The sequence below is a fragment of the Streptomyces sp. NPDC002779 genome, from assembly GCF_042888685.1.
In the GTDB taxonomy this organism is placed as follows: domain Bacteria; phylum Actinomycetota; class Actinomycetes; order Streptomycetales; family Streptomycetaceae; genus Streptomyces.
Genome location: NZ_JBIAQC010000006.1, coordinates 212,826 through 224,980, shown reverse-complemented (window position 1 = coordinate 224,980; position 12,155 = coordinate 212,826). Strand labels below are relative to the sequence as shown.

Here is a 12,155-nt window from a genome sequence, read left to right as displayed (position 1 = left end):
CAGGGGCCCGGTATGCGGCTCCGGGCCGCAAACCATCACGCGACCGCCGCCACCCCTCCCCCCGGCCGACGCCGGATCACCAACGCCATCAGCGCGGCCGCCGCGCACAGCGCCCCGGACGCGTACCAGACCACGTCGTACGACCCGAAGACGTCCCGCGCGACCCCGCCGAGGAAGGCCACCAGCGCCGCCCCCACCTGGTGGGAAGCGAGCACCCACCCGAAGACGATCGCGCTGTCCTCCCCGTAGTGCTCCCGGCACAGCGCCACGGTCGGCGGCACCGTGGCCACCCAGTCGAGCCCGTAGAACACGATGAAGAAGACCATCGGCGGCCGCACGCTCGGCGCCAGCAGCATCGGCAGGAACAGCAGCGAGATGCCCCGCAGCGCGTAGTACACGGCCAGCAGCCGCCGCGCCTCGTACCGATCGGTGAACCAGCCGGAGGCGATCGTGCCGATGACGTCGAACACCCCGATCACCGCGAGCAACGAGGCCGCGGCCTGCACCGGCATGTGGTGGTCGTGGGCGGCGGGCACGAAGTGGGTCTGGATCAGACCGTTGGTGGAGGCGCCGCAGATCGCGAAGGTACCGGCGAGCAGCCAGAAGGGGCCGGTGCGGGCCGCGTCGAGGAGGACCCGCACGGCACGGCGGGCGGCACCCGTGGCGGGCGGCGGCTTCGGCACGAACTCCTTCGCGCCGTACGGCTTCAGGCCGACGTCCGCGGGGTGGTCGCGCAGCAGCAGCCAGACGAAGGGGACGACGGCGAGGGCCGCCAGCGCCACCGTCACGGCCGCCGGGCGCCAGTCGTGTTCGTCGACCATCCAGGCCAGCACCGGCAGGAAGATCAGCTGGCCGGAGGCCGAGGCGGCGGTGAGGATGCCGGTGACCAGCCCGCGCCGCTCGGTGAACCAGCGGTTGGTGACGGTCGCCGCGAACGCCAGCGCCATGGAACCGCTGCCGAGGCCCACCAGCAGGCCCCAGCACAGCAGGAGCTGCCAGGCCGCCGTCATCCAGTACGTCAGCCCGGAGCCGAGGGCGATCACGGTCAGCGCGACCGCCACGACCTTGCGTATGCCGAAGCGGTCCATCAGCGCCGCCGCGAAGGGCGCGGTCAGCCCGTAGAGCGCGAGGTTGACGGAGACCGCCGCACTGATCGTGCCGCGTGACCAGCCGAACTCCTCGTGCAGCGGGTCGATGAGCAGCCCGGGCAGGGAGCGGAAGGCGGCGGCGCCGATGATCGTCACGAAGGTGACGGCGACGACGAACCAGGCGCGGTGGATACGGCCCCTGCGGCGGGTGGGCCTGTCCTCTGCGGTGGTCGCGGCCTCGGTTGTCCGGTTCACGCCCTCGATGATCGCGGCCGGGATCCGCCCCATCGAGTGGCCCGAAGGCCAGCGTTCGTTAGGATCGGGCCATGAGCAGCGGTCCGCAGGCACCCGAGTTCCGGCCCTACCGTGTCGTGGTGCTCGCCCTCGACGGTCTGCTCCCCTTCGAGCTGGGCATCCCGCACCGCATCTTCGGCCGCCCCAAGGACGCCCGGGGACGGCATCTGTACGAGGTCCTGACCTGCTCGATCCGGCCACCCGGCCCGGTCGTCACCGATGCCGACTTCGCCGTCATGGTCGAGCACGGCCCCGAGCTGCTGGCCACCGCCGACACGGTGATCGTCCCGGCCTCCTACGAGCTGGGCCCGGTCTTCGAACAGGGCGTGCTCACCGAGGAGCTGGCCGCGGCGCTCGCCCACATCCGCCCCGGCACCCGGCTCGCCTCGATCTGCACCGGCGTCTTCGTCCTCGCCGCCGCCGGGTACCTCGACGGGCGCCGCGCGACCACGCACTGGGCGGAGACCGACCAGCTGCAGCGCCTCTTCCCGGCCGTCGACGTCGACCCGGACGTCCTCTTCATCGACGACGGCGACGTCCTGACCTCGGCGGGCGTCGCCGCCGGGATCGACCTGTGCCTGCACATGGTCCGCCGCGACCACGGCACGGCCGTCGCCAACGACATCGCCCGCCGTACGGTCGTCCCCCCGCACCGCGACGGCGGCCAGGCACAGTACATCCACCGCCCGGTCCCCGACCCCCAGCAGGCGACGACGACCGGGGCCCGCGCCTGGGCCCTGGGCCGGCTGCACGAGCCGATCCAGCTGCGGGACATGGCGGCGCAGGAGGCCATGTCGGTGCGGACCTTCACCCGCCGCTTCCGCGAGGAGGTCGGGGTCAGCCCCGGCCAGTGGCTCACCCAGCAGCGCGTGGAGCGGGCCCGGCAGCTGCTGGAGTCCACCGGTCTGTCCATGGACCAGGTGGCCCGGGACGCGGGTTTCGGTACGGCGCAGTCGATGCGGCAGCATGTGCAGGCGGCGCTCGGTGTGACCCCGACGGCGTACCGGCGGACGTTCCGTCAGGCCGAGAACGTCAGCACCGCCCGGGCCACCCGCCCCGCCTCCGCGTCGGCCGCCGCCTTCTCGAAGTCCTCGACCGGGTAGGTCCGCGTCACCAGTTCGTCGAGGAGCAGCCGGCCCGCCCGGTACAGCTCGGCGTAGAGCGCGATGTCGCGCTGCGGGCGTGCGGAGCCGTAGCGGCATCCCAGGATCGACTTGTCCAGGTAGAGGGTGGAGACGCGGAAGGACGCCTCGGCGGTGGCCGGGGGCACGCCGAGGAGGACGGCCTGGCCGTGCCGGTCGAGCAGATCGACGGCCGCGCGGATCAGCTCGACGCGTCCGACGCACTCGAAGGCGTGGTCGGCCCCGGTGGGCAGGAGGTCCGGCACCCCCTCGACGGACGTCAGGAAGTCCGTCGCACCGAACCGGCGGGCCATCTCCTCCTTGGCCGGATTGGAGTCGACGGCGACGATCCGCAGGGCACCCGCGATCCGCGCGCCCTGGATGACATTGAGCCCGATTCCCCCTGTGCCGATCACCACCACCCTGTCACCGCGGTCCACCCGCGCCCGGTTGAGCACGGCCCCGACCCCCGTCAGCACCCCGCACCCGATCAACGCTGCCGACACCAGCGGGAGTTCCCGCGGGATCCGTACCGCCTGCACGGCCTTCACCACCGTCCGCTCGGCGAAGGCGGAGTTGGACGCGAACTGGTACATCGGGCGCCCGTCCCGCAGGAAGGGCTGCCCGGGCCGCCCGATGGCCTGCCGGCACATGGTCGGCCGCCCCCGGTCGCACTCCGCGCAGGCACCGCAGTTGGCGAGGGTGGACAGCGCCACGTGATCCCCGGGCGCGACATGCGAGACCCCCGCCCCGACGGCCTCGACCACCCCCGCGCCCTCATGGCCGAGCACCACGGGAACGGGGAACGGAATGGTCCCGTCCACCACGGACAGATCGCTGTGACACAGCCCCGCCGCCGCGACGGCGACCAGCACCTCGCCCGGCCCCGGCTCCCGCACCTCCAGGTCGTCCACGACCTCGGTCCGCGTCCCGTCGAACACCACTGCGCGCATCAGACGCCCCCCTTGGGCTCCCTGGGCAGACCGAGCACCCGCTCGGCGATGATCGTGCGCTGCACCTGGTCCGAGCCGCCGTAGATGGTGTCGGCCCGGGAGAAGAGGAACAGCTGCTGCAACGCGTCGAGGGTGTACGGCGCGGCAGGCGTCCAGTCGGCGGGCCCGGCCGCGGCCCCCGCCCCCCGCACCGCCACGGCCAGTTCCCCGAGCCGCTGGTGCCACCCGGCCCACAACAGCTTGGCCACGCTGGAGGCGCCCGCGTCCCCGGAGCCGCCCAGGGTGCGCAGGGCGTTCCAGCGCATCGTGCGCAGCTCGGCCCACAGCCGGACCAGCCGGTCCCGCAGCACCGGGTCCGCCGCCGCGCCCGTCTCCACCGCGACCCCGACGACCCGCTCCAGCTCCCGTGCGAAGCCGATCTGCTGGGCCAGCGTGGACACCCCGCGCTCGAACCCGAGCAGGCTCATCGCCACCCGCCAGCCCTGGCCCTCGCCGCCGACGACGTGCTCCACGCGCGCGTGGGCGCCGTCGAAGAAGACCTCGTTGAAGTCGCTGGTGCCGGTCAGCTGACGGATGGGCCGGACGTCGACGCGGCCGGGCTGGTCCATCGGCACGAGCAGGAAGCTCAGCCCCTGGTGGCGCCGGGAGCCGGGCTCGGTGCGGGCCAGCACGAAGCACCAGTCCGCCTCGTGCGCGAGTGACGTCCAGATCTTCTGGCCGGTGACGCGGTACCCGCCGCGCACGTCCCGCACGGCCGAGGTCCGCACGGCGGCCAGGTCCGATCCGGCGCCGGGCTCGCTGTACCCCTGGCACCACAGTTCGGCACCGGCGGCTATGGGCGGCAGGAAGCGGTCCTTCTGCTCCTCGGTGCCCCACGCGAGCAGGGTGGGCGCCAGCAGGTTCTCCCCGATGTGCCCCGACCGCGCGGGCGCCCCGCAGCGGGCGTACTCCTCGGCCCAGGCGACCTGCTGGGTGAGCGTGGCGGACCGGTTGCCGTACCCCGTCGCGGGCCAGGACAGGCCGATCCAGCCGGCCGCCCCGAGGGTGCGTTCCCAGGTACGGCGGTCCACGGCGGGGTCGGCATGGGCGCGGAGCCAGACCTTGGCTTCCGCACGGAACGCCTCGTCCTCGGCACTGAATCCAAAATCCACAGGTCGCCTCCTGATGCCGGGCAGCTACGGGGTGTTCGGCGGCCGGAGCAGCGGCATCGGGTCCACTCCCACCGTCCCGGGCAGGAAGTCCGCGAGCCGTTCCGGCGTCCACGGGCCCTCGGCGTACGCGGCCCGCAGTTCCCTGGGCTGCGCCCACACCGCCACCTTGGGCCCGGCGATCGTGTACACCTGCCCGGTGATGGCCTGCTCCTTGGCGCGGTCCGACAGCAGATAGACCACGAGGGCCGCCACGTCCTCCGGCTCCCCGATCTCCGTCAGCTCCGTGGGCACCTTCGCCGACATCCGCGTACGGGCGACGGGGGCCACCGCGTTGGCGGTCACGCCGTACTTGTTCAGCCCCAGCGCGGCGCTCCGCACCAGCGAGATGATCCCGCCCTTGGCCGCGCTGTAGTTGGCCTGCGAGAAGGACCCCTGATGGTTTCCGCTGGTGAATCCGATCAGGGTCCCGGAGCGCTGTCCGCGCATCACCGCGCAGGCCGCGCGGAACACCGTGAACGTCCCCTTGAGATGAGTGGCGATCACCGGATCCCACTCCTCCTCGGTCATGTTGAACAGCATCCGCTCCCGTAGGATCCCGGCGCCGCACACCACCCCGTCGATCCGCCCGTACGACGACACGGCCACGTCCACGACCCGCTGCCCGCCCGCCATGGTGGAGATGTCGTCGGCCACCGCGACCGCCTCGCCCCCGGCGGCCTCGATCTCCTTGACGACACCCTCGGCGACCTCGCTCGCCGGCGAGGCGCCGTCCACCGCCACCCCGTAGTCGTTGACGACGACCCGCGCCCCTTCGGCCGCCGCCGCCAGCGCCACCGCCCGCCCGATCCCCCGCCCCGCGCCGGTCACGGCGACGACCTTGCCTGCCAAGAAGTTCCCCATGCCCGGCCCCTTCCCGCGGTTTCTGACGGCCCGTTAGATTTTATGACCCGCCGGACAGCCGGAGACAAGCCCCGGGGAGGGACCGATGTCACTGCCGGACGCGTTCCACGAGATCGCCAAGCGTGTGAACAACTGGGGCCGTTGGGGAGCCGACGACGAGATCGGCACCCTGAACCTGATCACCGACGAGGTGGTGCGCGAGGCCGCCGCCTGCGTCCGCAGCGGCCGGCGGATCCCGCTCGCGCTGCCCTTGCGCCAGGACGGCGTGCAGACCGGGATGATCCCCGGCCGGGTGAATCCGCTGCACGTCATGGTGCAGATCAACCAGGAGATCTTCGGTCCGGGCACGGTCGCGTGCAGCGACGACGCGGTGACCATGGGCCTCCAGGCGGGCACCCACTGGGACGCGCTGTCGCATGTCTCGCACACGGGGCGGCTCTACAACGGCCGTCCGGCGGGCACGGTCACCGCGCACGGCGGCGCCGCCTTCGCGGGGATGGCCACCGCGCGGCACCTCGTCTCGCGCGGGGTGCTGCTCGACGTGGCACGCGCGCGTGGTGTGCAACGGCTGGACGGCGCGCACGCCGTGACACCCGAGGACCTGGAGGCGGCCGAGGAACTCGCGGGCACGCGCGTACGGGCGGGGGACATCGTGCTCGTCCGCACGGGCCAGATGCGGCTGTGCCTCGCCGGGGACAGGCAGGGTTACGGGCATCCGTCGCCGGGGCTCTCGATCCGCACTCCGGAGTGGTTCCACGTGCGCGATGTGGCCGCCGTAGCCAACGACACCCTCACGTTCGAGATCTTCCCGCCGGAGATCGAGGACCTGTGGCTGCCCGTACACGCGCTCGACCTGGTGGAGATGGGGATGCCGCAGGGACAGAACTGGAATCTCGAAGAGTTGTCCACAGCCTGTGGACAAGAAGAGCGGTACGCCTTCCTGTTGTCGGCGACGCCCGAGCCGTTCGTCGGCGCGACGGGGGCCCCGGTGGCACCGGTCGCCGTCCTCTGAGCCTGAAGTGCGGCTGGCGGCGCGCGACCTGCCCGCCCCGAGCACGGCAGCGCGCACCGCCATCCGACTCCGGCGCTCCCGCCCCGGCTGTCCCTCGGGCCCTGAGGGAGCCGACGCCGAATCACGACCCACACTCGTCGAGGGCTCCCGTCACCGGAACCCTCGTCGTCCCCTCGCGGCGAATCGCTGACCACAAGCGTGATCAAACGGACACGCCTCGTCAACACCTGCTCGGGGATTTATGGCGTACGCCCTATATGCCACGGGCGCACGTGGAAGCATGTCCCGGCGCACCGCACCGCGTCCGGCGCAAGGGGGGCCGACCCGGCCCGCATGACCAGTGCCCGCACTCCGCGAACACCCTCACACCGACCGCGGGCGCGCCTCACACCGCCTCGAAAGCCAGCCCTTCAAACGCTCCGCCGCCGTACGCCACCACGGGCTCGCGCCCCTGGGCGCACTGGTCCAGCTCGCACCAGATCCGCTTGCCGGGCCCCTCGGGCATCCAGCCCCAGCGGTCCGCGAGACCGTCGACCAGGGCGAGTCCACGCCCGCCCGTCTCGCCGCCGCCCGCACAACGCGGCACCGGGGCCCGGCCGCTGGCGTCCACCACTTCCAGCCGTACGGTGACCGGCTCGGCGCCGGCCGCCATCCCCGGCAGGAACAGCCGCAGCACGGCCGGACAGCCGGTGTGCACCACGGCGTTGGTGACCAGCTCGGACACGAGCAGGATCAGGGTCTCCGACAGCGTCTCGTCGACCCCTATCCCGGATCCGGCGAGCCGCGAGCGGGCCCACCTCCGGGCTCGCCCCACTTCAGCGGGGTCGGGTCGGATCTCCAGCTGCACTTGAAGCACCTGCACCGCTCACACCATCCGAACCGGCGGACACATAGCCCCGCGCTTCACGAGGGCCACGATCGTAGCCATTTTTTGCATGACCAGAACAATGGCCGGAGCCAGGGTCACGGAACGTGAATCCCTTACGGGAAAGCATGGTTGACGTACAGTCACCCCAACAAGCGCTTCGGGCATATTCCAGCGCGAAGGAGTACCCGTGCGGGATACTGTGCGACGCTCTTGACGGGGAGTCGAACAGGTGGGGGCAGAAACCGCTCCCGCCCTGCGAGAACCGGCGCGCACCGCCGGATCCGGAGCCGCCTCAAGGGCAACTCCGGCATGGCTCGTGCTCGGAACCACTCGCATCTCACACAAGGTACCGGAGCACGGCGCCGACTCCGGGCCGTGACGAGTCACACCTAGGACACAACCCGATCTCAACGCTCCGTAGTTCCGGTACGCCACGATCCGCGACACCTCCGGCCGCCCCCGTCAACGGTTCCGCAGGCGGGCGCCCTCTTCGCTTTTCATGCGAGCAGATCGACGGCGAGCAGTTCCTCACTCTCCGTGCCGCCACCGGCACGCTGGGCCCGCACCCACGCCCGCTTGAGATGCAGATGCACCTCGCACTCCCAGGTGAAGCCCATACCGCCGTGCACCTGGAGGCAGTCGCGGGCGCCGCGTACGGCGGCCTCGTCGGCCAGCAGCCGGGCCGCGGCGATGTCGGCGGGGTCCTCGGTCACGGCGGCCGCGTAGACGGCGGCACGGGCCGTCTCCGCCCGCACCAGCATGTCGGCGCACAGATGCTGCACCGCCTGGAAGGCGCCGACCGGCCGTCCGAACTGTTCCCGGGTCCGGGCGTGTTGCGCGGCGAGCTCGCACGCGCGCGTGGCGGTGCCCAGTTGCTCGGCGGCCGTGAGGAGGACGGCGAGGGGATCCGCCCCCCGCGGGCCGGGCACCCGGTGGAGCGGCGTCAGCGGGTCCACCGAGCGCAGCGGTACGGCCTTTGCCGCGTCGCCGAGGACCACGTCCGCCTGCGTCAGCCACTCCACGGTTCCGCCGTCCACGGCCGTCACGACCGTTTCCCCGCCGGCCGCCCCCGGCACCGAGCCCGCCGCGAGATGCGTGGCGATCAACGGCCCCGGCAGCAGCGCCCGCCCCGCCTGTTCGAACGCCAACACCGCCTCCGGCAGCCCGAGTCCGACCCCGCCGTCCGCCTCCGGCACCCGTAGCGCGAAGAACCCCGCCTCCCCCAGCTCCCGCCACAGCGCCCGGTCCAGTACAGGCTCGGCCACCGCCGCCCGCAGCGCGCCGGCACCGAACCGCCGGTCCAGCAGCTCCCGTACCGCCGCCCGCAACGCCCGCTGGTCCTCGGTCAGTTGGAAGCGCATGCTCACCGCCCCTTCGGCAGCCCCAGGATCCGCTCGGCCACGATGTTCCGCTGGATCTGCGAGGTACCGGCCGCGATGGTGTACGACAGCGACGAGAGCCGGTCGAGGACCCAGGGCCGGTCGAGGTCGAGGGCGTCGGGACCGAGGACGTCGGCGGCGGCGTCGTAGAGCTCCTGGCGGGCGTGCGAGTACCTCAGTTTGAAAACCGAACCCCCGACCCCCGGGACCCCGCTCGCCGACGCCTCGCTCACGTTCCACTGCGTCAGCCGCCACAGCGCGCGGAACTCGGCGTTCAGGCGGCCGAGTCTGCGCCGCAGCACCGGGTCGTCCCAGCGGCCGTTCCCGCGGGCCCGGGCGGCCAGGTCGCGCAGGACGCGGCGGCAGGCCACCACCTCGCCCACGAAGGCCGTGCCGCGCTCGAAGGACAGGGTGACCATCGTGACGCGCCAGCCGTCGTTCTCCGCGCCGACCCGGTGCGCGACCGGCACCCGCACCTCGTCGAGGAAGACCTCGGCGAACTCGGTGGACCCGGCGAGGGTCCGCAGCGGCCGTACGGTCACGCCGGGCGTGTCCATCCGCAGGGCGAGCCAGGTGATGCCCCGGTGCTTGGGCGCCTTCGGGTCGGTCCGCACCAACAGCTCGCACCAGTCGGCGACTTCGGCGTGCGAGGTCCAGATCTTGGACCCGGTGACCACATAGGCGTCGCCGTCGCGGCACGCGCGCGTGCGCAGCGCCGCGAGGTCGGATCCGGCGCCGGGTTCGCTGAAGCCCTGGCACCAGACCTCCTCCCCGCGCAGGATCGGCGGCAGCCAGCGCGCCCGCTGCCCGGGGGTGCCCTCGGCGGCGATGGTGGGGCCCGCGTGGAGCAGCCCGACGAAGTTGGCGCCGACATAGGGGGCGCCCGCGCGCTCGGTCTCCTCCAGGTAGATGAGCCGGGTGGTCGGGGAGGCGCCCCAGTGGACGTCGGCGTACCCGGCGTCGTGGAGCATGCGCTGCCAGCCGAGGTCGTAGGCGCGCCGTCCGGGCCAGTCGGAGGGGGCGGGCGCGGGGGGCAGCTTCGGCAGCACCTCGCCGAGCCACTGCCTCAGGCGCGCCCGGAACTCCTCCTCCTCGGGCGTGTACGTGAGATCCATACCGGCGAGCCCCCGTCTGACGATCCGTCAGTTCAGGCTAGCCCCGCCCCCCTGGACCGACAAGGCGGGCCGCCCTACGCTCTGTCCACTATCTGACGCACCGTCAGCCAAGGGGGTCGTCACCGTGACCGACACCGCACCCGGCCTGAGTTCCGCCCGGACCCTGTGGGACCTGCTCGCCCGCCGCGCCGCCCGCACCCCCGACCGGCCCGTCCTCCTCCAGGAGGACCGCTCCGTGAGCTTCGGCGAGCTGCGCGCGCGGGCCGAGCGGGTGGCGGCGGGCCTGCACGACCTGGGCGTGCGCCCCGGCACGGTCGTCGCCTGGCAACTGCCCACCCGGATCGAGACGGTCCTGCTCTCCCTCGCCCTGGCCCGCCTAGGCGCCGTGCAGTCTCCGGTCATCCCCTTCTACCGGGACCGCGAGGTCGGCTTCGCCCTGCGCGAGTCCAGGGCCGAGTACGTCGCCGTACCGGGCACCTGGCGCGGCTTCGACCACACGGCGATGGTGCGGCGGCTCGGCGCGAAGGGCGTCTTCGAGGCGTACGACCGGCTCCCGGACGGCGATCCCCGGGTACTGCCCGCCCCGCCCGCCGAGGGCACCTCCGTGCGCTGGATCTACTGGACCTCCGGCACCACCTCCGACCCCAAGGGCGTGCTGCACACCGACCGTTCGCTGATCGCCGGCGGCTCCTGCCTCGCCCACGCCCTGCGCCCGAGCGGCACCGACGTCGGCTCGATCGCCTTCCCTTACGCCCATATAGGCGGCCCGGACTACCTGGTGATGCTGCTGCTGTACGGCTTTCCGGCGGTGCTGTTCGAGCAGTTCGCGCTGCCGGACGCGCTGGCGGAGTACCGCCGGCACGGGGTGACGATGGCGGGCGGGTCGACGGCGTTCTACTCGATGTTCCTGACCGAGCAGCGCAAACGGCCCGGCGCCAAGGTGGTTCCGACGCTCCGGCTGCTGGCGGGCGGCGGGGCGCCGAAGCCGCCGGAGCTGTATCACGCCGTGGTCCGGGAGATGGGCGTGCAGCTGACCCACGGGTACGGCATGACCGAGGTGCCGATGATCACGATGGGTGACCCGGACGACGATCCGGAACTGCTCGCCGGCACGGAGGGGCGGCCGCCCGAGGGGATGGAGATCCGGATCGTGGACGGGGAGGTACGGCTGCGCGGGGAGGCGGTGTGCCGGGGCTATCTCGACCCGGACCAGACCGCGCGCGCCTTCGACGCGGACGGCTTCCTGCGCACCGGCGACCTGGGGCGGCTCACCGCCACCGGGCATCTGGTGCTCACCGGGCGGCTGAAGGACGTGATCATCCGCAAGGGCGAGAACATCTCCGCGCGGGAGATCGAGGAGCTGCTGCACCGGCATCCGGCGGTCGCGGACGCGGCCGTCATCGGACTGCCGGATCCCGAGCGCGGGGAACGCGTGTGTGCCGTGGTGGAACAGCCGGAGGGGGCCGGGGAGTTGAGCCTCGCGCAGGTGAAGGCGTATCTGCGCGCGGAAGGGCTGGCCGTGCACAAGCTGCCGGAGCAGCTGGAGGTGGTGGACGCCCTTCCGCGCAACGACACCCTGCGCAAGGTGCTCAAGTACAAGCTCAGGGAGCGCTACTCGGGGACGGTGAAGTAGCGGGCGAAGGCGGTCAGGATCTCGGACTCCTCCACCCGGCCGTCGCTGTCCGCGTCGAGGGTGGCCGCCGCGGCCTTCGCGGTGTCCGCGTCCGCGCCGAGGGCGGTCAGCACGCGCGCGGTGTCCGCGACGGTGGCCGCTCCGTCGCCGTCCGCGTCGGCCACGGCGAGCGCCGCGTGCAGGAAGGGGCGGGCGATCTCGGCGAATCCGTCGGGGTTGTCGCGCAGCCGCTTGACCGCGCCGTCCACGAACTCGCCCCGTGTGATGCGCTGGTCGCCGTCCCGGTCCGCCATTCCGGCCATGCCCTGCCAGAACGCCTCGGCGCCGCTGTACAGCGCCTGGCCCTTGTCGGACCGGGCCGCCGTACCGAACTCGGCGAGCAGCGCCTTGGCCGCCCCCATGAAGTCCGCACGGTCGATGTAGCCGTTGCCGTCCTGGTCGAAGGTGGCGAAGCGGGCGGCGATCTTGCCCTCGTACTCGCTGCTGACCATGTCTTTTCGTGCCGCCTTTACGTCACGGGGGGCGTGGGGCCCCGGCCTTCCCAGGGAGCGTACGACGTCAGGGGCCGTCCGGGAGCGGAAAACTACGGTTGTGCCAAGACCGGGGGAATTTCGGGACAACGGTGTGGCTGAGCGGGGGGA

At 72.7% G+C, this 12,155-nt stretch carries 11 protein-coding genes; 3 read left to right on the top strand and 8 right to left on the bottom strand.

Going from position 1 to position 12,155, the window contains the following annotated elements; all coding sequences use genetic code 11:
* Positions 1 to 35: 35 nt before the first annotated feature.
* Positions 36 to 1,343 (bottom strand): MFS transporter, encoded by a 1,308-nt coding sequence (locus ACFYW5_RS19110; protein WP_389418184.1) that lies wholly within the window; start codon positions 1,341 to 1,343, stop codon positions 36 to 38.
* Between the two features lie 71 nt (positions 1,344 to 1,414).
* Here ACFYW5_RS19110 and ACFYW5_RS19105 point away from each other — a divergent pair, with 71 nt between their 5' ends.
* Positions 1,415 to 2,485, top strand: a complete 1,071-nt coding sequence (locus ACFYW5_RS19105; RefSeq protein WP_389418183.1) for a GlxA family transcriptional regulator — start codon at positions 1,415 to 1,417, stop codon at positions 2,483 to 2,485.
* On the opposite strand, the gene ACFYW5_RS19100 is transcribed toward ACFYW5_RS19105, so the two are convergent.
* The 3 genes from ACFYW5_RS19100 to ACFYW5_RS19090 are packed head-to-tail and all read right to left on the bottom strand — an operon-like array spanning position 2,401 to position 5,507.
* A complete protein-coding gene (locus tag ACFYW5_RS19100) occupies positions 2,401 to 3,456 on the bottom strand; it encodes a Zn-dependent alcohol dehydrogenase (protein WP_389418182.1) in 1,056 nt (351 codons plus the stop codon). The two genes, ACFYW5_RS19105 and ACFYW5_RS19100, sit on opposite strands and share 85 nt — an antisense overlap.
* Complete coding sequence (locus ACFYW5_RS19095; RefSeq protein WP_389418181.1) at positions 3,456 to 4,607, bottom strand: acyl-CoA dehydrogenase family protein; 1,152 nt, start codon at positions 4,605 to 4,607, stop codon at positions 3,456 to 3,458. The genes ACFYW5_RS19100 and ACFYW5_RS19095 overlap by 1 nt, the downstream gene beginning before the upstream one ends.
* Before the next feature lie 24 nt (positions 4,608 to 4,631).
* The gene (locus ACFYW5_RS19090; RefSeq protein ID WP_389418180.1) at positions 4,632 to 5,507 is read right to left on the bottom strand and encodes an SDR family NAD(P)-dependent oxidoreductase; all 876 of its coding nucleotides are present in this window, start codon (positions 5,505 to 5,507) and stop codon (positions 4,632 to 4,634) included.
* An 85-nt stretch (positions 5,508 to 5,592) separates the two neighbouring features.
* Here ACFYW5_RS19090 and ACFYW5_RS19085 point away from each other — a divergent pair, with 85 nt between their 5' ends.
* A complete protein-coding gene (locus ACFYW5_RS19085) occupies positions 5,593 to 6,519 on the top strand; it encodes a cyclase family protein (RefSeq protein WP_389418179.1) in 927 nt (308 codons plus the stop codon).
* Between the two features lie 385 nt (positions 6,520 to 6,904).
* Here ACFYW5_RS19085 and ACFYW5_RS19080 read toward each other — a convergent pair whose 3' ends face one another.
* The 3 genes from ACFYW5_RS19080 to ACFYW5_RS19070 all read right to left on the bottom strand — a co-directional run bounded on the left by ACFYW5_RS19080 (position 6,905) and on the right by ACFYW5_RS19070 (position 9,881).
* Positions 6,905 to 7,381, bottom strand: a complete 477-nt coding sequence (locus tag ACFYW5_RS19080; protein WP_389418178.1) for an ATP-binding protein — start codon at positions 7,379 to 7,381, stop codon at positions 6,905 to 6,907.
* Between the two features lie 503 nt (positions 7,382 to 7,884).
* A complete protein-coding gene (locus tag ACFYW5_RS19075; RefSeq protein ID WP_389418177.1) occupies positions 7,885 to 8,748 on the bottom strand; it encodes an acyl-CoA dehydrogenase family protein in 864 nt (287 codons plus the stop codon).
* A gap of 2 nt (positions 8,749 to 8,750) precedes the next feature.
* A complete protein-coding gene (locus ACFYW5_RS19070; RefSeq protein WP_389418176.1) occupies positions 8,751 to 9,881 on the bottom strand; it encodes an acyl-CoA dehydrogenase family protein in 1,131 nt (376 codons plus the stop codon).
* A 124-nt stretch (positions 9,882 to 10,005) separates the two neighbouring features.
* Between ACFYW5_RS19070 and ACFYW5_RS19065 the strand changes: the two genes are divergently transcribed.
* Complete coding sequence (locus ACFYW5_RS19065) at positions 10,006 to 11,514, top strand: class I adenylate-forming enzyme family protein (protein WP_389418175.1); 1,509 nt, start codon at positions 10,006 to 10,008, stop codon at positions 11,512 to 11,514.
* Here the strand turns inward: ACFYW5_RS19065 and ACFYW5_RS19060 are convergent.
* Positions 11,493 to 12,005, bottom strand: coding sequence for an EF-hand domain-containing protein (locus ACFYW5_RS19060; RefSeq protein WP_389418174.1), 513 nt, complete (start codon positions 12,003 to 12,005; stop codon positions 11,493 to 11,495). The two genes, ACFYW5_RS19065 and ACFYW5_RS19060, sit on opposite strands and share 22 nt — an antisense overlap.
* Positions 12,006 to 12,155 lie beyond the last annotated feature (150 nt).

Coding starts and splice junctions, on each gene's coding strand:
- ACFYW5_RS19100 (WP_389418182.1), bottom strand. CDS start 3,456: ATGCGCGCAGTGGTGTTCGACGGGACGCGGACCGAGGTCGTGGACGAC.
- ACFYW5_RS19075 (WP_389418177.1), bottom strand. CDS start 8,748: ATGCGCTTCCAACTGACCGAGGACCAGCGGGCGTTGCGGGCGGCGGTA.
- ACFYW5_RS19085 (WP_389418179.1), top strand. CDS start 5,593: ATGTCACTGCCGGACGCGTTCCACGAGATCGCCAAGCGTGTGAACAAC.
- ACFYW5_RS19060 (WP_389418174.1), bottom strand. CDS start 12,005: ATGGTCAGCAGCGAGTACGAGGGCAAGATCGCCGCCCGCTTCGCCACC.
- ACFYW5_RS19070 (WP_389418176.1), bottom strand. CDS start 9,881: ATGGATCTCACGTACACGCCCGAGGAGGAGGAGTTCCGGGCGCGCCTG.
- ACFYW5_RS19090 (WP_389418180.1), bottom strand. CDS start 5,507: ATGGGGAACTTCTTGGCAGGCAAGGTCGTCGCCGTGACCGGCGCGGGG.
- ACFYW5_RS19105 (WP_389418183.1), top strand. CDS start 1,415: ATGAGCAGCGGTCCGCAGGCACCCGAGTTCCGGCCCTACCGTGTCGTG.